16 protein-coding genes are annotated in these 21,471 nt (G+C 53.8%); 12 read left to right on the plus strand and 4 right to left on the minus strand.

Going from position 1 to position 21,471, the window contains the following annotated elements; translation table 11 throughout:
• Positions 1–24: 24 nt before the first annotated feature.
• Together BQ5456_RS07110 and BQ5456_RS07115 are read right to left on the minus strand one after the other, a co-directional pair.
• Positions 25–1,650, minus strand: coding sequence for a sensor histidine kinase (locus BQ5456_RS07110; protein WP_071129371.1), 1,626 nt, complete (start codon positions 1,648–1,650; stop codon positions 25–27).
• The gene (locus BQ5456_RS07115; RefSeq protein WP_143037056.1) at positions 1,650–2,354 is read right to left on the minus strand and encodes a response regulator transcription factor; all 705 of its coding nucleotides are present in this window, start codon (positions 2,352–2,354) and stop codon (positions 1,650–1,652) included. Before BQ5456_RS07115 ends, BQ5456_RS07110 begins: the two co-directional genes overlap by 1 nt.
• 147 nt (positions 2,355–2,501) lie before the next feature.
• Between BQ5456_RS07115 and BQ5456_RS07120 the strand changes: the two genes are divergently transcribed.
• A complete protein-coding gene (locus BQ5456_RS07120; RefSeq protein WP_071129373.1) occupies positions 2,502–3,353 on the plus strand; it encodes a pantoate--beta-alanine ligase in 852 nt (283 codons plus the stop codon).
• Positions 3,354–3,456: 103 nt separating this feature from the next.
• On the opposite strand, the gene BQ5456_RS07125 is transcribed toward BQ5456_RS07120, so the two are convergent.
• Positions 3,457–5,646 carry a YPDG domain-containing protein gene (locus tag BQ5456_RS07125; protein ID WP_071129374.1) on the minus strand — a complete coding sequence of 730 codons (2,190 nt, stop codon included), beginning with the start codon at positions 5,644–5,646 and terminating at the stop codon, positions 3,457–3,459.
• A gap of 208 nt (positions 5,647–5,854) precedes the next feature.
• Between BQ5456_RS07125 and lysS the strand changes: the two genes are divergently transcribed.
• From lysS to BQ5456_RS07160, 7 genes are all read left to right on the plus strand, one after another.
• Positions 5,855–7,396, plus strand: coding sequence for a lysine--tRNA ligase (lysS, locus tag BQ5456_RS07130; RefSeq protein WP_071129375.1), 1,542 nt, complete (start codon positions 5,855–5,857; stop codon positions 7,394–7,396).
• 73 nt (positions 7,397–7,469) lie between these two features.
• Complete coding sequence (locus BQ5456_RS07135; protein WP_071129376.1) at positions 7,470–8,657, plus strand: cobalamin-independent methionine synthase II family protein; 1,188 nt, start codon at positions 7,470–7,472, stop codon at positions 8,655–8,657.
• Between the two features lie 19 nt (positions 8,658–8,676).
• Positions 8,677–9,861 (plus strand): mannose-6-phosphate isomerase, class I, encoded by a 1,185-nt coding sequence (manA, locus tag BQ5456_RS07140; RefSeq protein ID WP_071129377.1) that lies wholly within the window; start codon positions 8,677–8,679, stop codon positions 9,859–9,861.
• The gene (locus BQ5456_RS07145) at positions 9,861–10,628 is read left to right on the plus strand and encodes a TIGR03089 family protein (RefSeq protein WP_071129378.1); all 768 of its coding nucleotides are present in this window, start codon (positions 9,861–9,863) and stop codon (positions 10,626–10,628) included. Before manA ends, BQ5456_RS07145 begins: the two co-directional genes overlap by 1 nt.
• Before the next feature lie 130 nt (positions 10,629–10,758).
• Positions 10,759–11,052, plus strand: coding sequence for a WhiB family transcriptional regulator (locus tag BQ5456_RS07150; RefSeq protein WP_022864340.1), 294 nt, complete (start codon positions 10,759–10,761; stop codon positions 11,050–11,052).
• Positions 11,053–11,056: 4 nt separating this feature from the next.
• Positions 11,057–14,503, plus strand: a complete 3,447-nt coding sequence (locus tag BQ5456_RS07155; RefSeq protein WP_071129379.1) for a glycosyltransferase family 2 protein — start codon at positions 11,057–11,059, stop codon at positions 14,501–14,503.
• A complete protein-coding gene (locus BQ5456_RS07160; protein ID WP_071129380.1) occupies positions 14,500–15,828 on the plus strand; it encodes a DUF5719 family protein in 1,329 nt (442 codons plus the stop codon). Before BQ5456_RS07155 ends, BQ5456_RS07160 begins: the two co-directional genes overlap by 4 nt.
• 94 nt (positions 15,829–15,922) lie before the next feature.
• Here the strand turns inward: BQ5456_RS07160 and BQ5456_RS07165 are convergent, their stop codons facing one another.
• A complete protein-coding gene (locus tag BQ5456_RS07165; protein WP_071129991.1) occupies positions 15,923–16,336 on the minus strand; it encodes a metallopeptidase family protein in 414 nt (137 codons plus the stop codon).
• A 62-nt stretch (positions 16,337–16,398) separates the two neighbouring features.
• Between BQ5456_RS07165 and BQ5456_RS07170 the strand changes: the two genes are divergently transcribed.
• From BQ5456_RS07170 to BQ5456_RS07185, 4 genes are all read left to right on the plus strand, one after another.
• Entirely contained in the window at positions 16,399–16,875 is a 477-nt protein-coding gene (locus BQ5456_RS07170) for a DUF3499 domain-containing protein (RefSeq protein ID WP_071129381.1), read from the plus strand.
• Positions 16,876–16,967: 92 nt separating this feature from the next.
• The gene (gene mtrA / locus BQ5456_RS07175) at positions 16,968–17,651 is read left to right on the plus strand and encodes an MtrAB system response regulator MtrA (protein WP_071129382.1); all 684 of its coding nucleotides are present in this window, start codon (positions 16,968–16,970) and stop codon (positions 17,649–17,651) included.
• A 6-nt stretch (positions 17,652–17,657) separates the two neighbouring features.
• On the plus strand, positions 17,658–19,631 hold the full coding sequence (gene mtrB, locus BQ5456_RS07180) for an MtrAB system histidine kinase MtrB (protein WP_071129383.1): 1,974 nt from the start codon (positions 17,658–17,660) through the stop codon (positions 19,629–19,631).
• Entirely contained in the window at positions 19,628–21,397 is a 1,770-nt protein-coding gene (locus BQ5456_RS07185; protein ID WP_071129384.1) for an LpqB family beta-propeller domain-containing protein, read from the plus strand. The genes mtrB and BQ5456_RS07185 overlap by 4 nt, the downstream gene beginning before the upstream one ends.
• Positions 21,398–21,471 lie beyond the last annotated feature (74 nt).

Raw genomic sequence — 21,471 nt, forward strand, 5'->3', positions numbered from 1 at the left:
CAGCTTGAGCCGATTTAACCAGCTTTAAGCGGAATCTTTGCCAGAGTCCTTAAGGGAGTTCTTGGGGGCGCCCTTCTTGAATACTTTTCCCGGCTTCTTCCCTGCTTTGTTGCCGGAGGGTGAAGGATCGATTGCGGGGAAAGATACCCGAATGGTAAGCCCGCCCCCCGCAGTGGCTAGCGCCTGGGCAGTTCCGCCATGCACCGCGGCAATAGCTGCCACAATCGAGAGACCGAGACCGGTGCCCCCGGTTTCCCGCGAACGGGACCCATCACGGCGATAGAAGCGTCCAAAGATCTCATCTAGTTCGTCCTCGGGTACCCCTTCGCCATGATCCCGCACCTCTAAAATGGCATTACCTGCGCTAATACCTGCCAAAATCTCAACCGGGACTTGCGCCGAGGTATAGCGCTCCACATTGCCTATCAGATTGGTTATTACCTGGGTTAGTTGATCGCGATCGGCGAGCACCAGCGCCTTCTCTCCCTTATCCAACTCCAGGGGGGAGCCATCCAGGTGCAGCAGACTGATTTCCCGCTCTGGTGAAAGCGCCGATAAATCCAGAGCTCCCGCCGCCGCGATTCGGTATAAATCGACCGCCTCCATTTTGATCTGCCGTCCCTCGTCCAGGCGCGCAAGTTTCAGCAGATCCTCTACCAGCAGCCCCATCCGGGTGGCTTCGGACTCGATGCGTCCCATTACTTCATCAACCCGCTCTGGAGGCACCCCGCCCATTTTGTAAAGTTCCCCGTAACCGCGAATAGCAGCCAGGGGGGTGCGCAACTCATGAGAGGCATCAGATACGAATTGACGCACTTTCTGTTCGCTGCGCTGCTGGGTGACAATAGTTTCCTCAATGCGAGAAAGCATAAAGTTCAGTGCCGATGCCAGGGATAATACCTCTCCGGCGCGTACCTGGGATAAATCAATACGTTCATGCAGGTCACCAGAGGAAATCTTTCCGGCGACCTCCTCCATTTGCCGCAGTGGACGTAGGGAGACTTGCACCAACACGTAGGCTAAAACCCCGCCTATCAAAATAATGATGACGGAAGTACCCAATACGTTAATTCCGGTGGCAGTAACTGTTTGGGTAACGGTTTGCAGAGGCAGTGCCACGATTAAAGTTCCGGTGATTTTAGCGTCTTGAGCGCTACGAACCGGCAACATAATCGCACGCCAAGCCGCGGAAGATTCGCCTGCAATCGTGAAAGGCTTTTCCCAAGAGATATCTCGTGATTTTTCTGCTAGCGCCAAAGCTTTGGGATCCGGGCGCCCCATATCTGCAGTTGCACTAGAGGAAGTGGCTTCTGCGACCTGCCCGGCGTAGTTTACCCGCACAAAATAATTCGTGGGTTGATTACCCTGAAAAGTCCCTTTATCCAGCAGATCCACCAGATCATTAGTTTTTATCCGCGAGGCGGTAGCTTTCAGATTGGAATCAATCTGTGCTGCCAAGTGGGAATGTAAAATCCCTAGCATCGCAGTTCCGGTGCCACCCAGCCCCCCAGCTAGCAGTGCCATAATTATTAACACTAAACGCCAGGTAAGCGGGATTCTTTGCCAATAGGTGCGGTGCTGTTTAGTTTCTTTAGAGGCCGGATTTTCCGCAGAGTTTTCTGCTGCTTTTGCGGCTTTCGGTAAGGACATTAGTGCTTTCCGGTGCGAATCATGTAGCCAATGCCGCGGCGGGTAGTAATAATATCCCCGCAAGATCCGGGTACATCTAGCTTGCGCCGCAGATAAGAAATATAGGATTCCACGATGGCGGCTTCGCCGTTCCAGTCGTATTCCCAGACGTGGTCAAGGATTTGGGCTTTAGAAACCACCCGCCCCTCGTTAATCATTAGGTAGCGTAGCAGTTTGAACTCGGTGGGGGAGAGGTCTATTACTTGCCCGGCACGGCGTACCTCATGGGCGTCCTCGTCTAAAGCAATATCAGCCACCCGAATTACCGCATCGTCCCCGGAAACCCCCCGGGTGCGCCGCAAAATAGCGTTAATCCGGGCGACTACTTCTTCTAGCCCAAAAGGTTTAGTTACGTAGTCATCCCCACCTACGGTTAAGCCCTGAACCTTATCACTCATATCGTCTTTTGCGGTTAGAAAAAGAATGGGGGTGGTGAAGCCATTTTCGCGTAGGCGGCGGGTGACAGTGAAGCCGTCCACGTCTGGAAGCATTACATCCAACACGATTAGATCCGGGTTGGTGGATTCGGCCTGTTTGATAGCTTCGGATCCATTGGCGGCAGTGATAACTTCGAATCCGGTGTAGCGCAAAGAAGAAGCGAGGAGGTCGCGGATATTAGGTTCATCGTCTACCACCAACAGGCGGGCAGCGTCTTTAGTAGTCATAAGCCAAATTTTACCCAAAAAACTGGATAATAGCTGAATGAATTCTGGGAGACGCGTGGATGGAGGCTTAGAGGGCTTGGGTGTTAATCCTCGCCGCTAGCGGGTAGAATCAAGCCAGCAATAAAAAGATAACTTGAGGGAAATAGCGTGAATAAAGCGAAAGAACCGCTGGTAGTACATGATCGTCAAACCCTGGCGCGGGCAGAGAAAAATGCCGGAACCGTGGGGTTGATGGTCACTCGTGGTAACTGGCATCCCGGGCATCAGGCTGCTTTTGCTGAGGCCAGCGGGAGGGTGGATACCCTGGTGGCTTCGGTTTACACCGATCCGGTAGCACCAGCCTTTGAAACTACTTCCGATATGATTAGCTCCGCTGATTTGCAGTTAGCGGCGCGCAGCGGAGTAGATATTATTTTCGCGCCCTCAACCGAAGCTTTCTATCCTTTCGGGGCGGCGCAAACCGTGCTTGACCCCGGTAAGATTATTCGGCAGTATGAGGCTGCTGACCACCCTGAGCAGGCACAGAATCGCCTGACCCAATTGGTGAAGATGCTGGGAATCGTACGTCCTCACAAAGTATTTATCGGACAGTGCGATGCCCAGTTATTAGCAGCGGTGCGCCTGGTGGTGCGGGATTTAGATATACCGGTTTCGGTAGAGGTAGTTCCCACTTTTCGGGATTTGGATGGGCTTACCGTTTCGCAGACTACTCTGGCGCTGTCTGCCACCCAGCGCGAGGACGCAACCTGCTTCGCAAAAGCCCTGTTTGCGGGGGTGCGTCAGGCAGCGGCCACTGGATCCGGGGCGGCGGTGCTTGCGGCAACCAGGGATGCCCTCAGCGATAGTAATGCCGAAATCGAGTACCTAGATTTAGTGGATCCGATTTCCTTTGAACCCTGGCAAGGGGAGGGTGCTAGTACGGCTTGCCTGATAGCGGCGGTGAAGCTGGGTGAGGTACGGCTGAGCGATAACCAGCTAGTGGTGCTTTCCCGTCCTTAAACCCGATTAGTTTTTAGGGCGCATTATCTTTAAAACAGTTTGCGGGTCTTCCTCTGACTTTAGGAAGACCCGCAAACTGTCGTTATTTGGCTATTACTAGCTGCTAACTATGGCGGCGGCGTAGGAGTGCGAATCCCACCAAAAGCAGCACGCTCGCCCCGAAGCCTAAGATAGCGGTATCCACGGCTCCGGTTCGTACTAGGGAGTCGGGAGTGGGGGTGCTATTCCCTTTTGTCCCATTGGTTATCTTGGTTCCGGGCTGGGTTCCACCCGGAGTAGTTCCGGGGTGGGTTCCTGGTTGCTGGCCACCTGGTACGGTACCAGGATCACCGCAGGGCTTACAGGGCTTGCAGGGAGTATCTGGTTTTTCGGACCGTTCCTTGTAATCCAAAATCACAGTGAACTTAACGGTTCCGTCATCTAGGAGTTCGCAAAGCGTATCAGCCGGGCATTTCATTTTCGAAAAATTCTCTTTGCCCTTTTCGGTAAGGGGAACTATTATTTCCGCTTTCTTCCCCCTACTCACCGGATCTTTGGGATTGAAAGGTTGTCCCGCATGGTTTAGATATTTTACATTGGCGAGGTCGTAGCTAAACATCCCCGCCAGCGGGTTCGGTTTTCCTTCCTCATCGGGGTCATAGCTGGGCATTACTAGCTCTTGCCAATTGCCTTCCTCAACCTGGTCATAATCTTGCGCGGTTGGAGTTTCCGGAGTAGCAATCGGCTCAACTACTACCGGAGCGATTGCGATGCGCTTCTTGATTTCCGCTTCATTAGAGCCGACTTTGGATTTCGCCTTAGCATCTGCGGGGAAAATATCGTTAGCGTAAGACAGGGTAACCGGAATTTCCGCCTTATCGCCTTTCCTAGCATCTTCGTGCGGGGTGACGGTCAGTTCTCCGGTAGTGGCATCGATTGCTACCTTCCAGGGTTTCCCGTTGACATCTACGGTTTCGGGTGCGCTATAGGTGACCGTGGTGGCGTTAGCGGCGTCCTTAGTGTAGGTAGTAGTTTTCACCGGGGATTTAACTGCTTTACCGGGTTCGGTTTTAACTTCCTCGTATTTGGGAGGCAGCATAGATAGACGCCAGGCGCCGACCTTCTTTCCGGCTTTGTCAGCGACTCCCGGGTTCACTGCGCTTCCGGCGACTGGTAGGTAAACCCCATATCCATCCGCAAAGTTGATACCCCCATCGGCTCTTAACGAAGAACCAGTACTACCGGAGCCAATAACATCACCGGGACCAAAGAAATTGGAGCTTCCGTAGGAGTGAATAGCGCGTCCTCCCGGAGTGGTAATGGTGGTGTCTTTAGCGGTAGAAAAGTTGGCATTTGTCCGAGGCATAATACCAATCGGCAGTGATTCTTTAGATGTTACGTTAATGGTTAGCTGCGATTTTTCGGTTACATTGACATTTTGGGCGCTATAAATTCCGATCGTGCCGGCCTTACCAGGTCCTTTAAGATCTATATTTACCTGCGAGTTCCCCGCAACAGCGGTATCAGTCAGAGCGAATATGCCGAAGACGTTGTTGCCGTTAGCTGCGGGATTCGGATTACTGTTGATATTTAACTTAGCGTTCCCGGAGATGTTTACCTTCCCACCATCCTTTGACGGCTTGGGTCTGAAGTCAATCCCGGCAATCATTCCAAATTTTTCGGAACCGTTATATTCAGTATTTAGGTTGAGGGTACCTTCCCCTCCGATATTGAGTTGGGAAGCCAAACAGCGCAGTCCAGTTATCGAATTGGGCTTTTTGCTGTCGGCAACGCCAGCATCTAGAGTCAGGGTTGAATCCGGAGTTTCCCCTTCTAGATTAAATGTGAGGGGGGTTTCTGCTTCGAGACCTAAGGCCAAACCATCATTTAAATTACTTTGGCTACCTTCGCGGTGTTTAATCAGGTTATTTCCCTTGAATTTGATCGTAACCTTGTCAGTTCCCGGGTTCTTAACATCGAATTTTATAAAAATCAGACCGGCTGTTGAATGAGATAGCAAATTAGTATCTACCAGCTCAAAGTTATCAAAGGTGAAAACTTTGTTCTGGTCGTCCCAGTACCACCAGCCCCTTTGGCCTTGCCCCTTAATGTTGCCTTTCAAGCAGTAATGGCTGTTTCCCATATACACATGAGGGTTTTCGCCACAGGCGCTGTCGTTTACTGCCTTTACGTCTGTCGCGTCCTCATATCCCGAGGGAGGGTCGGCTTGGGCTGCCGGGGATAGTAGCACCCCGGTTAGGATTACAAATGCCGCGGCCAGGGCGGAGATTGCTATACGTGCAGTTTTCTTCATGTCTACCTTCTCTGATTCGGGCGAAGAACTCTCAACTATCTATTGTTAGCACATGGAAGATGGCTTTGACAAGGGGAAATAGGGGTAAAAGCCATGGTGAAGTGTAAATCATAGGTTTCCCGGAATCGGCATCTTTTAAAATAGTGATCGCGGCGGGGATTCTTAAGTAAAGCCGCTAACTTTCGCCCCTCGCCCTCGTCTAGCTAACATGGAGGGCGTGAGTGAAGCTAATAACCAAAGTGTGCCTGAACAGATTCGTATTCGCGCTGAGAAACGGCAGCGCCTGATTGACGATGGTCGCAACCCCTATCCCATCGCGGTTCCCATCACCCATACCCTGAGTCAAGTGCGGGAAAAATACCCAAACCTGGCAGCTGGGGAAGAAACGGAGGACTTCGTAGGAGTTGCCGGCCGGGTAGTGTTTTCCCGCAATACCGGCAAACTCTGCTTCGTAACTTTGCAGCAAGGCGATGGCACCCGCCTGCAGGCGATGCTTTCTGCCGCCCAGGTAGGTAAAGAATCCCTAAGCGACTACAAAGCTGATGTAGATCTGGGGGATCACCTGTTTGTTTACGGGCGGGTAATCGCCTCCAAGCGGGGGGAACTTTCAGTAATGGCGCAGCCGGGTCCACAAGGGCAACCTGCCTGGCAACTCACTGCAAAATCTTTACGCCCCCTGCCGAAAACTTTCAAAACCGAGGACGGGCAGGAAGTTTCCCTCTCTGAAGACCAGCGAGTACGGCACCGGGAAGTCGATATGATTACCCGGGAAGCTGCTCGAGAAATGGTGCGCACCCGCGCGAAAGTGGTAGCTTCTCTGCGCGGTACCCTGAGTGGGGAAGACTTTATCGAGGTGGAAACCCCGATGCTGCAAACCCTGCACGGTGGGGCAGCCGCGCGTCCCTTCGTCACTCACATGAACGCCTATGACACCGACCTTTACCTGCGGATTGCTCCGGAACTGTTCTTGAAACGCTGCCTGGTAGGCGGGATTGACCGGGTTTTCGAAATCAACCGGAATTTCCGCAACGAGGGCGCAGATTCCTCTCATTCCCCCGAGTTCACCATGCTAGAGGCCTACCAGGCCTACGGGAATTATCGGCAGATCGCCGAGCTCACCCGCCACCTGGTACAAAACGCGGCGCAGGCCGCCCTGGGAACCACCGTCGCCACCTTGCCGAATGGGGAATCCTATGACCTGGGAGGAGAGTGGGAATGGATTGACCTCTATGGCTCCCTATCAGCGGCATTGGGACAAGAAATCACCCCGCGCACCCCGCGGGAAGAACTGGTAAAACTGGCCGAGGCACGGGAGATTGAAGTCGAAAAATTCTATTCTCCCGGAAAACTCGTGGAACTGCTATGGGAAGCGGAAGTAGGGGATGACCTTTATGCCCCCACTTTCGTAGCGGACTTCCCCGAAGACACCTCTCCGCTGGTGAAATCACATCCCGAAAAACCCGGACAGGTACAAAAGTGGGATTTGTATGTACGCGGATTCGAGCTGGCCACCGGTTACTCGGAACTGAACGACCCGGTGATTCAGCGCGAACGTTTCGAAGCGCAATCCCTAGATGCCGCCAACGGCGATCCGGAAGCCATGCAAGTTGATGAAGAATTCTTGCAGGCAATCGAAGCTGGGATGCCGCCAGCCGGAGGCATGGGGATGGGGCTTGACCGCCTGTTAATGGCGATTACCGGCCTGGGAATCCGAGAAACCATTACGTTCCCGCTGGTAAAACGGATTTAAATAATCCGGGCGCACCGCAAATCCGTCTGCGCCCTCCAAAACTTTTATTTCAATAATTAGGAAGAAAATATTTATGCCCGTAAAAACTACCCATGTGGGTTCCCTGCCGCGAACTCCGCAGCTTTTAGAAGCCAATAACCTGCTATCCGCCGGGAAAATCAGCCCCCAAGATTTCGAAGAAGTGATCGAACGCGCCTCCGCGGAAGTGGTGGCCAAGCAACGCGAAATCGGGATCGATATCGTTAACGAGGGCGAGTACGGCCACATCACCTCGGGAGCAGTCGACTATGGCGCCTGGTGGAACTATTCCTTCTCCCGCCTAGGGGGACTTACCCAAACCGATGAGGATCGCTGGGCTAAAACCGAGGTTATTCGCTCTGAACCCGGTAACATTCGGCTCACCACCTTCACTGATCGACGTGACCGCAACCTGTTCCGGGAAGCTTATGAGGATCCGGATTCGGGAGTCCTCGGCAACCGCAACTCCGTCGGCAACCCGGTAATTACTGGTCCACTGAGCTATATCGGGGCCGAGGCTGCCCGCCGAGATGTAAATCTGCTGCTCAAAGGGCTGCAAGCTAATGGTTTAGATGCTTCCTCCGGTTTTATTGCCGCCCTGTCGCCCGGATCTTGTGCGCGGGTAGATAACCGTTATTACCGCACCGATGAGGAAGTGGTTTGGGCATGCGCGGATGCGATGCGCCAAGAATACAAAATCATCACCGATGCCGGGCTCACGGTACAGATTGATGACCCCTCCATCGCAGAGTCTTGGGATCAGATCAACCCGGAGCCTTCGCTAGAGGACTACAAAAAGTTCATCGGGGTGCGTATCGAGGCTCTGAACTGGGCGTTAAAAGACATTCCCACTGAACTTACTCGGTTCCATGTATGTTGGGGTTCTTGGCACGGCCCGCACACCACCGATATTCCCTTCGCCGATATTGTGGAGGACGTGTTGCGGGTAGATGCCAAAGGCTACACTTTTGAAGCCTCCTCCCCGCGCCATGCCCACGAATGGCGCATCTGGCACGAATACCAATTGCCGGCGGACAAGGTGCTAATCCCGGGCGTGGTTTGCCACTCTACTAATGTGGTGGAGCATCCACAGCTGGTAGCCGATAGGTTGTCGCGCTTCGTGGCGGCAGTCGGCCCCGAGCGGGTAATTGGTTCTACCGACTGCGGCCTGGGCGGGCGCCTACATTCTTCGATTGCCTGGGCGAAACTGCAATCCCTGGTGGACGGGGCGCGCCTGGTTTAGGACAGGAAAGGTTCGTAAAGTGCTGAGGCTTTCCGGGGCGGTCAAAGACTATGCTTGGGGATCTCCCCGCGCTATCAGTGATTTTACCGGGATTGAATTTGGCGGCCAGCGGGTGGCCGAGCTGTGGTTTGGAGCCCATAATGGGGCACAGACCCTAGCGGGAGGAAACCCGCTTTCGGAAGTAATCGCCGCCGATCCTGCCCGGATTTTAGGGGCGGACGTTTCGGCGCGCTTTGACGGACAACTGCCGTTCTTACTGAAACTAATCGCTCCCGAGCAGCCGCTATCTTTGCAAGTGCATCCGGGTAAAGAACTGGCGGAGGTGGGTTTTCAAGCGGAAGAAGAAGCTGGGATCCCCCGGAATAGTCCCCGGCGAAACTATCGAGATCGGAACCATAAACCAGAGATGATTTTCGCGCTTACCCCCTTCGAGGCGTTCGCCGGTTTTCGCGCGCCGCGTCGGGCTATCGAGGTTTTAGAGAATCTAAATGCCCCCCTAGCGCGGGAAATGCTAGAGATTTTACGTGCTCACCCCGGCTATCGCGGTTTGCGGGCAGTAGCACGGAAGCTATTGGCGCCCCTGGACGAGGAACGTCAAATCCAAATAGAGGCGGTGATTACCGCTTGCCAAGACCGCCTAGATCGCGGCACCTCACCCTCGCTCAGGGTAGACCGGCAAGCAGTAGCCCTGGCGCGCACCTATCCGTCCGATCCCGGAGCAGTCTTATCTTTGCTGCTCAATCCGGTTACCTTGCGTCCTGGAGAGGCGTTATTCATCCCTACCGGGGCAGTGCACGCCTATGTTTCCGGTCTCGGTATTGAAGTCATGTCCTCCTCCGATAACGTGTTGCGCGCTGGGCTTACTCCCAAGCATATTGATGCTGGCGAAGCCCTACGCTGTATGGATTTTCACGGCGCACCCCCGGTGCGAATTGCTCCCGAAATGAATGGTCGCGGCACCGGGATCTACTATGCGCCAGTGGATGATTTCGAGCTGTCGGTATCGGATGTTAACGGAGAGGAATGGATTCCGATTCCCGGACGCGGACCTCGGATCCTACTGGGCATCTCCGGAGATTTGGAAGTGGGGGTTGGTGGCTCCATAGAAACTATCCGCACTGGCGAAGCCCTTTTTATTTCCGCTGCCGAGGGTGCGGTGCGTGTGCGGGGAAACGGAAAACTAGCGCAAGCGGGAGTGCCGTAATGGATGAAGAATATTCCTGGGATAACCACTGGGTGAGCGCCCTTGCCGGGATTCCTTCCCCCCGTCTTACCTGGTACGGCGAGGATCGCATAGAACTATCGGGACAAGTGGTCAGTAACTGGGTAATAAAAACCCAAAATCTTTTGGCCGGGGACCTAGCAGCCGAACCCGGAGGGGTTTTAGCTCTAGGATTAGGTTCTTCCTGGCGAGATCTGCTCTGGCGGATCGCAGGCTGGGGATTAGGGTTAACCGTTAAGAGCTTGGGGGAATCGACAGCTGCTAACCAGGAGCTAGCCTCCGATCCGGATTTAGTTGCTTGCGCGGTTACTGCCCCGGAAAGTGGAGCCTGTTTTCTAAAATCTGGAATCGAAACCTATCTGGTGAGTCCATCTCCGTTAGCTTGGCGCTACCCGGAGGCTTTACCTGCGGGATTCCTTGATGGAAACCGGGAAGTACTTTCTCAAGCTGACCAGTTGCTTTTTCCCTTACCTAACCAAACCAGCCCGATAGGCGATTCCTCTTTTGAAACATATGAAGATAGACGACTAATTCCTGATTTTTTTCGCTGGTGCGAACAGAACTGTCCGGGGCGTCGAATCCTAATCAAAGTAACCGCGGATTCGAATCCGCAAGCTTTAGCTCTAGTCATCGGGCAGATTTGGCGTTATCAGGGCGCTGCGGTCGTCCTAGAGCCAAATTGTGGTGAAATCGAGAAAATTTCTTCTCTAGAACACATAACCAAAGCTATTGAGCTTAACTGCAGGTAAAAGGTCTTTTATAGGCTTTAATGTGGACAGCAGTCTTAGGAAATCTATACCATTTTTTCGACTGACTTCCCCGAATGACACGCTTGTAGTTTATACTCTTATAGAAACCTATTTTTGCGAGGAGAATAATATGTGGAACATATTTGGCGAGGGACCCATCTCGTCTAATCCGCAGTCCTGGCAAATTGGGCAGGATGACCAAGGCCCCCTCTCCTGGCAAGAACAAGCGCTCTGTGCCCAAACCGACCCCGAAGCATTTTTCCCCGAAAAAGGTGGTTCTACTCGGGAAGCGAAAGCGGTTTGTGAACTGTGTGAAGTTCGCGATGAATGCCTCAGTTATGCCTTAGAAAACGATGAACGCTTCGGAATCTGGGGCGGCCTATCAGAGCGGGAACGGCGCAGACTGCGGCGCAACGTGGGTTAGTGCAGTGGCTCCCGCCCCTGAAACCCCTGCCGGTTACCGGCATCCCAGCGTCCAGGTTTTCGTGGTTACGCAGGGGCGTACCCCCCATCTGGAGCAAACCTTAAAAGCGCTGCGCGCCAGTCGTTACCCGATAACTTCGCTGGTGGTAGTGGATGCTGACCCCACCAGCGACCTTACCCCCTCCCTTTTGCGTCCCTATGCCCCTTTGCACTACTCGCGGGTAACCGCCGCCAACCTGGGGCAAGCAGTCAGTGCTGCCCGGGCGGATAATCTGGAGGCCGTAGATTACCTGTGGCTGTTACATGACGATTCCGCCCCTGATGCCTCTTGCCTGGGGAAACTTGTCCAGGCGTTCGAGAATTCCACCACCTTGGGGATTGCCGGTCCGAAAGCCCTGGATTGGGATAAACCAGAAACCCTAGCCTCGGTGGGAATCCACGCCACGCGCGGCGGTGAGCGTCTCACCCCTTTCGACCCGGGCGAAGTCGACCAGGGGCAATATGACTCCATCAGTGACGTGCTGGCGGTAGGGACTGCGGGACTGCTAGTAAAAGCCCCGCTTTGGGATCGCTTGCGCGGGACAAATCTGCTGCTTAGTCCCTTTAACGAGGCTTTGGAACTGGGGCGCCGCGTACGCATGGCGGGCTACCGGGTTTGCCTGGTGCCGGCGGCACGGATTTACCACGCTCAAGCCGGTATCTATAGGCTGCGTGAATATCTGCAGAATCAAAACTCTGCTGCTACTGACAGCGATAAGGAAACCGATAAAGCCAGGGGGAAGGGAAATATCCAGTCTCCCGAGACGACGGAGCAGGAGGATAAGCAAGGGGAAATTCCCCTGGACTCAGAGAAAAACCTGCAAACAGAGCAATTTTCCTCACCGCCCGTCGCCACCAGTGATGCTGCAGCCTTCGTAGCTAAAGAAGATGGTTCTCTGGAAGAGAAAAATGATATCGGTGAAGCTGACGAGCACGAGGAAACCAAAGGGGATAGCCAGTGGCAAGATCCGGACGAGCCCGTTCCTCACCAGCCGGTTTATGTTTATGATCCGGTTCCGGTCACGCCTTTGGCTGGTAAAGCTCCGCGGGAGAAGGAAAAATCCTGGACGGCGCGACGCGCGGACAGCTATATTTATCGCGCCCTAACTATTAACTCCCTGCTGCTGCCGCTGTGGATACTGTTTCTGCCTCTAAAATCGGTGATGCTAGCCCTGTATTGGGTACTGCGTTCGCAGGGACAGCGGGCAACGGTAGAGATAAACTCCGCTAACCGGGTGTGGGGGTCATTAGGAAAGATTCTTTCAGCGCGCCGGATCGGGCGGCGGCAATCCCAGATCTCCCGGCGCGAACTTGCCCGCCTGGAAGTACCGGCTAGCAGGGTACGGGAAAACCGCCGCCTGGTTCGGCGGGTAAATCGGGAACGAGGGCAGGCAGTTCTCAAACTGGGGACGGTAGCTAAAACCCAATTGGAAAACCATACTTGGCGTGCCCAAATAATCTTCTGGTCACTCGCCCTATTTTTCCTGGTTATAAGCCTTTTGGGGATGCGAGTGTTCCTGGGAGGAATGCACGGGGGATTCTGGAGTGTTTTGCCTGGTAACTGGCATGACTTTTGGATATTGGCAACCAACTCTTGGCGCACTCTGTCCACTGGGGTGAGCGGCCCTCCTGACCCGATTGCCTATCCGCTGCTAGTAATCACCGCCCCTTTCGCTATTTTCGGGATAGCCCCCACCGCGGTTTTACGGTGGTTACTGATTTTGTCTCCACTGGGGGCTGCAGTTAGCGCCTGGTGGGCATCAGTGGCATTCACGCGGGTGAATTCCCTGCGGGCTTTAACCGCGCTCAGCTGGGGAGCGGCGTTACCCCTATTGGTTTCGGTGCAGGTCGGTAACCTGTCTGCCGTGCTGACACACGTATTTTTACCCCTGGCAGTTTGGGGAGTGCTTTCCTATTACAGTTTGCGCCGCCCCTACTTATTAGCGGGAGTTTTGGGTACCGAAAAGTATCAACCTAGCTATTCGCGCAGGTCTACAGCAGGTATCGGGGCGCTATGCCTTGTGATGGTCACTGCCGGTGTCCCTTGGCTATGGCTAGCGGCGTTAGTTCTTATCTTTGGCTGCTCCTTAGGGGTTGCCATTAAGAAGCATTTACCCTTCCGACGCGGTCTTGCTTATCTAGGTGGCGGGCTAGCGATACTGATACCCGCCCTGGTTACGTTGCTACCGTCTTTTATTTGGGCGCTGCGTACCCGCAGCCTGCGGGCATATCTGTTCCTGACGCCCTCCGCATTTACCCCGTTGTCAATGCGCTCGCAACTTCAAGTCATGGGGCAAGTATTGTCGGGTGTGCCCTTATTTTTAGGAATAGCTACTTTCGTCTGCGTATTTTTGGCTGCTACCGGAGCGTTATTTACTGGTCGCCAACTGTTAGCAACCCGCGCTGCCTGGCTATTTGCCCTTTTAGGTGTCTTAATAGGGGTGTTTTCTGCGGCACAGATGGTGGCGCCGGGGCAAAGACCGTGGCCGTTGCCCGCTTTTTCGGTGCTGCTGCTGGGCCTACTAGGGGCAGCCGCCTTAGGGTGGAGCGCGGTACAACCGGCTAAACCGGGGCGCTACCTACTCGCAAGCATGCTGGCGGTGGCAATAGTGTTGCCGCTGACCACCGCAGCTGCCTGGGCAGTTCCCGCCACCAACACCCCATTGAAGGCTGGCAACGACCGCGCCCCGGTGGCCTTCTCGATTTTATCGGCCTCAGAAAAACGCACCCGTATGCTGCTAATAGATTGGGAGGGGCGCAGCTACCAGATAGCGATGCGCCGTGACGCCGGGCCGGGGATGCTCGCCACCAACTGGGTAATCCGGACGAAATCACTCGGTCAGATTGCTGCTCCCGAAAGTCGGGTGCTGGCGGCGCTGGTAGCTGGAAATGACCGCCGGGGTGCCACCTTATGTGCCGATTTAGCGGTTGAGCAGTTGTTAATCACCAAAACGGCTGGTGAGGATGGGCTAAATGCCAAACTTACCGCCTCCAGTTATTTTCATCCGGTTTCTACTAACGCCGATTACAGCGTTTGGCGCCTAGATACCTCCAGGTTTTCGCCACCGCGTTCGGATGCGCGGGTGCGAATTGCCTCTGGCAAACAACAGGAAACGGTACCGGCCGGGGTGCTAAATGGCGGAAAAAATATCTCTTCCTCCTCAAAGCCGCGCCAAGTTTTGCTGGCAGAATCCCCCTCCCCGGCATGGAAGGCTCGGATAGACGATCACCTCCTGCAACCCCAATCTGAGGGGGGACTGCAAGCCTTTACGATTCCAGCTGGTACTTCCGGGAAACTGGAAGTGTATTTCGCTAATCCGGGGCGCTATCTGATGATAGGGCTATTTCTGCTGGTCTATCTGGGTACGGCCGCCGCCTGTCTGCCGCTAGCGAAAAGGGGGGAGCAAAAGTGAAAAAACCGGCCTCAAAATTTGTGATTTCACTGGGATCAGCGCTGGTCATTCTCCTAGCTGCCGGTGCGCTTTCCTTGGCACTAGTGAAGAATCTCCCCGCCGCCTCTAGCGCAAACGATAGCGGTAGTGAAGTGGCAGTCCCGGCAGCTACCCAGCAAGTGGTATGCCCGGGGTTGCCGGGGGACGATGCGAAGGCCTGGGTGCAAGGGATTTCTGCAGCGGGATCGCCACCGTTAGTAGATTCTTCCGGGAGGACACTGACCGGGCAAGCCCCGCAGGCAGTGGGTAAATCCGGGTTGAACTTGCAGGTAAAACCGGTGGCGGGGAAAAATGCGGCCGCCGTGGGATACGTAAGTAGCGCCGGAAAAGAGGGCGAAAACGGGTTTTTTGCTGATTATTGTGGTGTCCCGGCAAATCGTGCCTATTTCCTTACCCCCGGAACTACCACCGGCAATGCTTCTACTTTGCATCTGGTGAACCCGGCAGGAGCGCCGGTAACTGCCCGGATTCAAATCTGGACAGAACAGGGACCGCTACCAGCCAAAGTGACGCAAAAAGTTCCCGGGAAAGGTCATGCCTCCCTAGTACTTGACGGGCAAGCGCCCGGTTTTACCCGCCTGGGAGTTTTAGTTGAATCTGACGGAGCCGGGTTGAACTCTTGGGTGAACACCACTTTGGCTACCGGAGCCCAAAAAGCGGGAGGTGCGCATTTGCCGCCCCTGGCGTCACCGAGCAATCAGGTGCTGATTCCGGCAGCCAAAATTACTGGTAAAGCTAGTTTACGGGTGCTTAATCCCAGCTTAGCGGTGGCGACCCTCCAGGTATCGTTACTGGATGCCAAGGGGGAAACCCCGGTGCCGGCTCCTAAAAAGTTGCAGGTAGCTAGGGGAGCGGTTTTTGAAATTCCGCTAGGGGGAGTTAAAGACGGGGTAGGAGCAGTTAAACTTAAATCCGATCAGCCGGTGGTGGCAGCAGTTTTCGCGGAAGAAACCTTCGCCGACAAAGGAACTTTGGCAGTGTATCCCTCAGCTATGCCAACTACTTCAGGGGCGGTGCTGATTAACGAGGAAGCAGGGAACCTGGTATTTGCAGGTAGTAGATCCCAAAAAATTACTTTGACTTCTGGCAAAAAAACACAGGAGCTAACGGTCAAACCTGAAACGTTATCACAGGTAAAACTGGGCAGTGGTGTTTGGCAGTGGCAAAGTGAAACCGAGATTTATGCCGGGCAGTTGGTGGGGGATCCCGCCGGCACTTTCCGCACGATTGGGATGGGGAAAGCAGCTCGGGAAATAGCCGCCATTGCGGTAAAAGTTAATCCCTAGGGTCTGTGAACCCGGATAGTCGTGGTTCAAGGGGCAGCGCAAAAATCTCTTTAACCGAATATCTAAAAACTTTTCTTAAGCCCAAAAGTTATTCTTAGGCGGGGAACACCTCTTCGGGCAGGCAGCCAATTTCACTGCTTAAATGCTCCGCGAGAACCGCTTTTACTGCTTGTTCGGTATCTTGTGTGGTGCGGCAACGCCATTGGATGGGCAGCCGGTAAACTACAATTCGGGTAGCCAGTTTCCCACTTTTATCCGCAGGAAATAGCCGCCCTAAGACCGCATGCGGAGATTCCCACTCGGCCGGATCCGAAGGAGGGATATCTTCCACCCCAAATTCGATACGACCCACTTCCGGGTGTTTGCGGGCAGCTAGGGTCGCCAAGTCCACCACCAGTTGGTCAAATTTTTCCCGCCGCGTCCTCCAGGCCGGAACTACCGGTAAAAAAGTAACTCCCCGGGCGCCTCGTCCGTGGCGATCTCGCCGGTTCCCTGTCAAACCCCTCACGAGAACGCACCCTACCGCGAGTTTGGCTTGGGTTTTATTTCCCGCGCCGCTAACGTGCAATTGTGCGGGTAACTAGATCATGTTCCAAAACTGGCTGCAACCAAGTGGCGGCAGCCACTTTAACCTACGTATATAAAGATTCTACGGTCGTCCTCGGCCCCCTCGCTACCCAAGCAGAACCGCACGCCTACGATCTGTGCGCCGAGCACGCCAATACTTTGACTGCCCCTAGAGGATGGCAAGTAGTGCGGCTAGCCAGCGAGTTCAGTCCGGCAGAGCCCAGTGATGACGATTTAGAGGCCCTGGCAAACGTGGTGCGGGAAGCCTCTAAGCGTCGCCACCTTTCCACTTCAAAAGTAAATAAAAATTGGGACGGACGCCTCAGTCCGGAAGCTACCAGCGGCGGAAGTGGGCATCCGGGATGCGAATATGACGTAAATGCCAAGCAAGGAGTGCGCCCGGCACCCCACTGTGCCCCTGAGAAACGCCGCGGTCATTTGCGGCTGTTACCGGGGGGACTACCCGACCAGACAGAGTAGGCGGAGCGGCAATCTAGTTACTAGATTCCGATTAATGCGAGCAGGCGCGGGCAATACCGATAAAACCGCTTCGGCATGGCACAATAGAACTCATGACCGTGAAAATTTTGGTAGTGGATGACGATGAGGCACTCGCGGAAATGGTGGGCATCGTGATGTCAACCGAGGGGTATAAATCTGTTTTTTGTCACCACGGTGACCAGGCATTTGATGTTTTCCAGGAGAGTCAACCCGATCTGGTGCTGCTGGATGTAATGTTGCCCGGCAAAGACGGGGTGGAAATCTGCCGGCAGATTCGCGGGGTATCTGACCTGCCCATCATCATGCTCACCGCAAAATCAGATACTGCCGATGTGGTAGCCGGCCTGGAAGCGGGAGCCGATGACTATATCCCTAAGCCTTTTAAACCTAAAGAACTGATAGCCAGGATTAAGGCGCGGCTGCGGGGACGCACCAACGAGGAGCAGGGCGAGGACGTAGACCTAGGGGATTTACGTATTGATGTGGCTGCCCACGAGGTTTTCCGCAGTGGGGAGCGCGTTGATTTAACTCCTTTAGAGTTCGACCTGCTATTGACCTTGGCACGTTCACCTTGGAAAGCTTTTAGTCGCGAAGAGCTGTTGGAAGAAATTTGGGGTTACCGCCATGCCAACACCGATACTCGCCTCGTTAATGTACACGTGCAGCGGCTGCGAGCCAAAATCGAGGAAGACCCTGAGCATCCCAAGATTGTGCGTACCGTGCGCGGAGTTGGCTACCGTGCTGGAGGCAACTAGGCGTAGATGGATACGCAAACCCCAACCCATCAAACTGCGCAAATAGAAGCGCCGAGTAGTTTTTGGGGATTGCTCCGGCAAAAGCAGTGGCGGCAGAGCTTGCAGGTTCTGGGAAGTAAAATCGCGCAGTTGCCGGTTATCCGCTTTTTTCTATCCTCTATTACCGCCCGGCTAACAGCGGTAATGGCGCTGGCTACCGCGATTATGATGGTTATTTTGATTGTCTCCGTAACCGCGCATGTTTCAAACGGGATTTTTCAAAAACGCCTGAATATTGTTTTACAAGATGCCTCTTTGCGCAAGCAAAGTTTGCAGACTTCTTTAGATTCGCTAGTAGTCGATTCGGTGAGCGGAGTACAAGACGCGGCCTATACCCTAATTTCGGATCAACGCGATGCCTCGGCGGGTGCCGGTGGCGTGGGGGCGATGCTACTAAAAGACCCGAATGAAAGTCGTCCCCTGGCGATTAACGAGATTATCGATCCCGAACAACGAAGCCTGATTACCAAGAGTTTGCGGAAAGCAGTCCAGCAGGAAGGAGGTATTCACTGGCAGTCGGTTTCCTTAAGGAATTCGCAGGGAGAAAAGGTGCCCGGAATTGTGGTCGGTACCCGCGTGGTGCTGCCACTAGTAGGTAATTATGAAACCTATCTGGTCTATTCATTAGCTTACGAACAGCAAACCATTTATTTGGTTAATCAGGTGTTAATCCTGGGAACTGCGGTGCTGCTCGGGGTGTTGACAGTGCTGATGGCGGCAGTTTCCTACTCAATTTTATCGCCAGCGCGGCGAGCTGCTAAGGCAGCACGTAAAGTCTCCGCTGGTAACCTGCAAATTCATCTGCCGGTACGGGGCACAGATGAGTTAGCTCAACTGTCCCAAGCCCTAAATAACATGGCGACCTATCTGCGGGAACAGATTAGCGACTATGAAGAACTTTCTACTTTGCAGCAGCGTTTTGTATCCGATGTTTCCCACGAACTGCGCACCCCCCTAGCTACTATCCGGATGGCGGCAGATTTAATCTACGATGAACGTGACCAGCTTTCAGAAACCAATGCGCGATCCGCTACAATTTTGCATCGCCAAGTGGATCGTTTCGACAAAATGTTGGCGGATCTCATCGAGATTTCCCGGATTGATGCTTCAGTGGCGCAACTTTCACTATCGGAAGTCGATATCGCCTCCCTGGTAGCAGCGGTGGTGGAGTCAAATAAGGCACTGGCAGAAAGCATGGGGGTGGAAATTGAACTGGAAACTTTCGGTGACACGGTAGCGGAAGTAGATTCCACTCGTATCACTCGGATTGCCCAGAACTTGGTGGTGAACGCGATTGAGTTCGCGGAAAGTAAACCGGTGCAGATTAGCATTGCAGGTTCAGATACGGCGGTGGCTTTCCAGGTGCGCGATCACGGCCCCGGGATGACGGACGCAGTCGCCCAACACGTTTTCGACCGCTTTTACCGCGCGGATCCTTCCCGCAAACGCACCACCGGGGGCACCGGTCTGGGGCTGGCGATATCTGCCGAGGACGCAGCGCTGCATTCCGGGTTGCTAACGGTTTTGTCCTGTCCTCAGCAGGGATCGGCTTTCACCTTGTTACTGCCTCGCCACCAGGGGCAGGAAATCGATGATATCCCGGCGCAGGTAGAAAATCAGGATCTGGTCGCTGCCCGCCAAGTATGGGCAATCGATCACCCTGAGGACGTTATCTTATCGGAGAACCTGGAGGAATCGTCTTTGCAGGTGCATCAAGTGCGCACTGAAGTTCCTCTAGGGACCGAACCGGTAAGCAGGGAAGAGGGATTACCGCGCATGCCCGCGGAGCTGCCAGCCGAGATTTTGGAAGCTACTCCGGCACACCCCTTGCCACGAATGCCCGAAAATGACAGCGTGATTGATATTCAGGAGCGAATCAAGAATCTAGAGGATTCCGGAACTAAAGAATCAGATAACGACCCTGCGGGAGAAATCTCATGAACTGGTTAACTGACCAGTTTGCAAAACTGGAAATGGGAAAGATATCCGCGGTGAAACTTAAGCTAGCTGCGTCCTCCGCAACAATAGATTCTCTCTATAGAGCCGGAAACAGGAGGCTTTTTAAGCAAGTTTTGCTGGGAACGCTGGGTTTAGTCTCCGCCTTTATGATGGTGGCTTGTGCGGCGCTACCCGATTCCGGGCCGGTTCATAAAGGGGAGGTAAACATTGATTCTCGTAACCCCTTATCTCAGCTAGCCAGCGGACCGGTGGATGGGTCTAGTCCCGAAAAATTACTGGCGGATTTTCAGCAGGCATGTGCTGCTGGTACTTACGATGACTATGGGATTGCCCGCCAATTTCTAACTTCCTCACAGCGGCGGCGCTGGAAGCCACAAGAACAAGTCACCGTGCTCAACCCCAAGACGGAATTGAAGATAGATTTTGACTCGGAAACAAATGGGGCTACCGGTACTGGCCAGCCCAGTTTACGCCTTAACCAGGCGGGAATCAGTGAAAAATTCCGCACAGAAGAAAGCATTAGATATTCCTTAGCCAAGGAAAACGGGCAGTGGCGGATTAAGTCCCTTCCCGATGGGGTAGTGCTTACCAGCTCGGCTTTTAAAAATGCTTTTGCAAAACGCAATGTTTACTACTGGTCTAGTGATCATCGCTTCTTGGTTCCTGATCCCCGGTGGGTTCCCCGAAAAAATGGTGCTCAGCATCTTCTACAATCTCTGTTTACCGGACCAAGTGATGATCTTGCCCCGGCGGTTAGCGCTCCGGTGACGATGAAGAAAATTCCTTCTAACCTAGTGGTTTTGCAAAGTAAAAAGGCGACAGTTGAGCTGCCGGACACTATCCATTTACGTTCTCAGCAGGAAGTAGATCAACTTTATCAACAGCTTAGAGCAACCCTATTGGATGTTTCCGGTATTGACGAGGTGGCTCTTTCGCAAGATGGTTCTGCCTTGGAAGTTTCCAGTGAGCAGCCGGCGGCTTCCCCGAAACCCATTATGTTGGGGGTAAAAAATGGCCAGGTAGTTGAGGAATCATCTTCTCGCAGCGGATTATTTACCTCGCAAATAAATCCGGATGAGGTTATCACCTGGCCGACCCCCAGCAGTCCTGCTACCGATTTTCACGTAGCAATTCGAGGCGGAAATGAACTGGTGCGTCTGCAGCGAGGGAAAGCGCCGGTGCTGCTTTACCGTGGAAAGAATTTGCGTGCCCCACAGATAGATGCCTGGGGATGGGCTTTTACCGGCGACTCAACTCAAGAAGGTTCTTTGATAGCAGTTAATGCCCGAGGCACGGCTGTGGACGTGAAACTACCCACTGATTCCAAATGGAAAATCCCATTTTTTGCTTTGAGTTCCCCCGGCGTGCGTGGCCTGGTGGTGTGGCAGGTAGGTTACAGTTTCCAAGCACAATTGGTGACGATAGTGCGCGGGGAAGATGGGACTCCTCTGCAGATTATTCCGGCTCAAGACAAGACCGAGGCTATGCGGGATGTTATTTCGGCAGCGTGGATAAATTCGGGGCAGGTGGCGGTCTTACAAGGTGGTGCCTCCCCAAAGGTGCAGCTTTTGGGGATTAATTCCCCTGATGAATCTTTTGAAGCCCCCGTAAACGCCCAATACCTGGTGCCAAATCCTCCCGATGGCAATGTAGAAGTAGTTAGTGATCGCGGTTCGCGTTTGGGACATATCGAACAGTCTTGGCGGGTCGTGGGATCTGATATTTTCTATCCAGCTTATTCTTCCTGATAGTTAGATATTTATTGCCCTGCAGAACTCCCTGGTGGCAGGTTTTCCCCAGGGTGCCTCACGAAGGTTTTCCC

Origin of the sequence: Varibaculum massiliense (genome assembly GCF_900106855.1) — a bacterium.
Taxonomy (GTDB): Bacteria; Actinomycetota; Actinomycetes; order Actinomycetales; family Actinomycetaceae; genus Varibaculum; species Varibaculum massiliense.

Coding starts and splice junctions, on each gene's coding strand:
- BQ5456_RS07110 (WP_071129371.1), bottom strand. CDS start 1,650: ATGTCCTTACCGAAAGCCGCAAAAGCAGCAGAAAACTCTGCGGAAAAT.
- BQ5456_RS07115 (WP_143037056.1), bottom strand. CDS start 2,354: ATGACTACTAAAGACGCTGCCCGCCTGTTGGTGGTAGACGATGAACCT.
- BQ5456_RS07125 (WP_071129374.1), bottom strand. CDS start 5,646: ATGAAGAAAACTGCACGTATAGCAATCTCCGCCCTGGCCGCGGCATTT.
- lysS (WP_071129375.1), top strand. CDS start 5,855: ATGGAGGGCGTGAGTGAAGCTAATAACCAAAGTGTGCCTGAACAGATT.
- BQ5456_RS07135 (WP_071129376.1), top strand. CDS start 7,470: ATGCCCGTAAAAACTACCCATGTGGGTTCCCTGCCGCGAACTCCGCAG.
- BQ5456_RS07145 (WP_071129378.1), top strand. CDS start 9,861: ATGGATGAAGAATATTCCTGGGATAACCACTGGGTGAGCGCCCTTGCC.
- BQ5456_RS07150 (WP_022864340.1), top strand. CDS start 10,759: ATGTGGAACATATTTGGCGAGGGACCCATCTCGTCTAATCCGCAGTCC.
- mtrA (WP_071129382.1), top strand. CDS start 16,968: ATGACCGTGAAAATTTTGGTAGTGGATGACGATGAGGCACTCGCGGAA.
- mtrB (WP_071129383.1), top strand. CDS start 17,658: ATGGATACGCAAACCCCAACCCATCAAACTGCGCAAATAGAAGCGCCG.
- BQ5456_RS07185 (WP_071129384.1), top strand. CDS start 19,628: ATGAACTGGTTAACTGACCAGTTTGCAAAACTGGAAATGGGAAAGATA.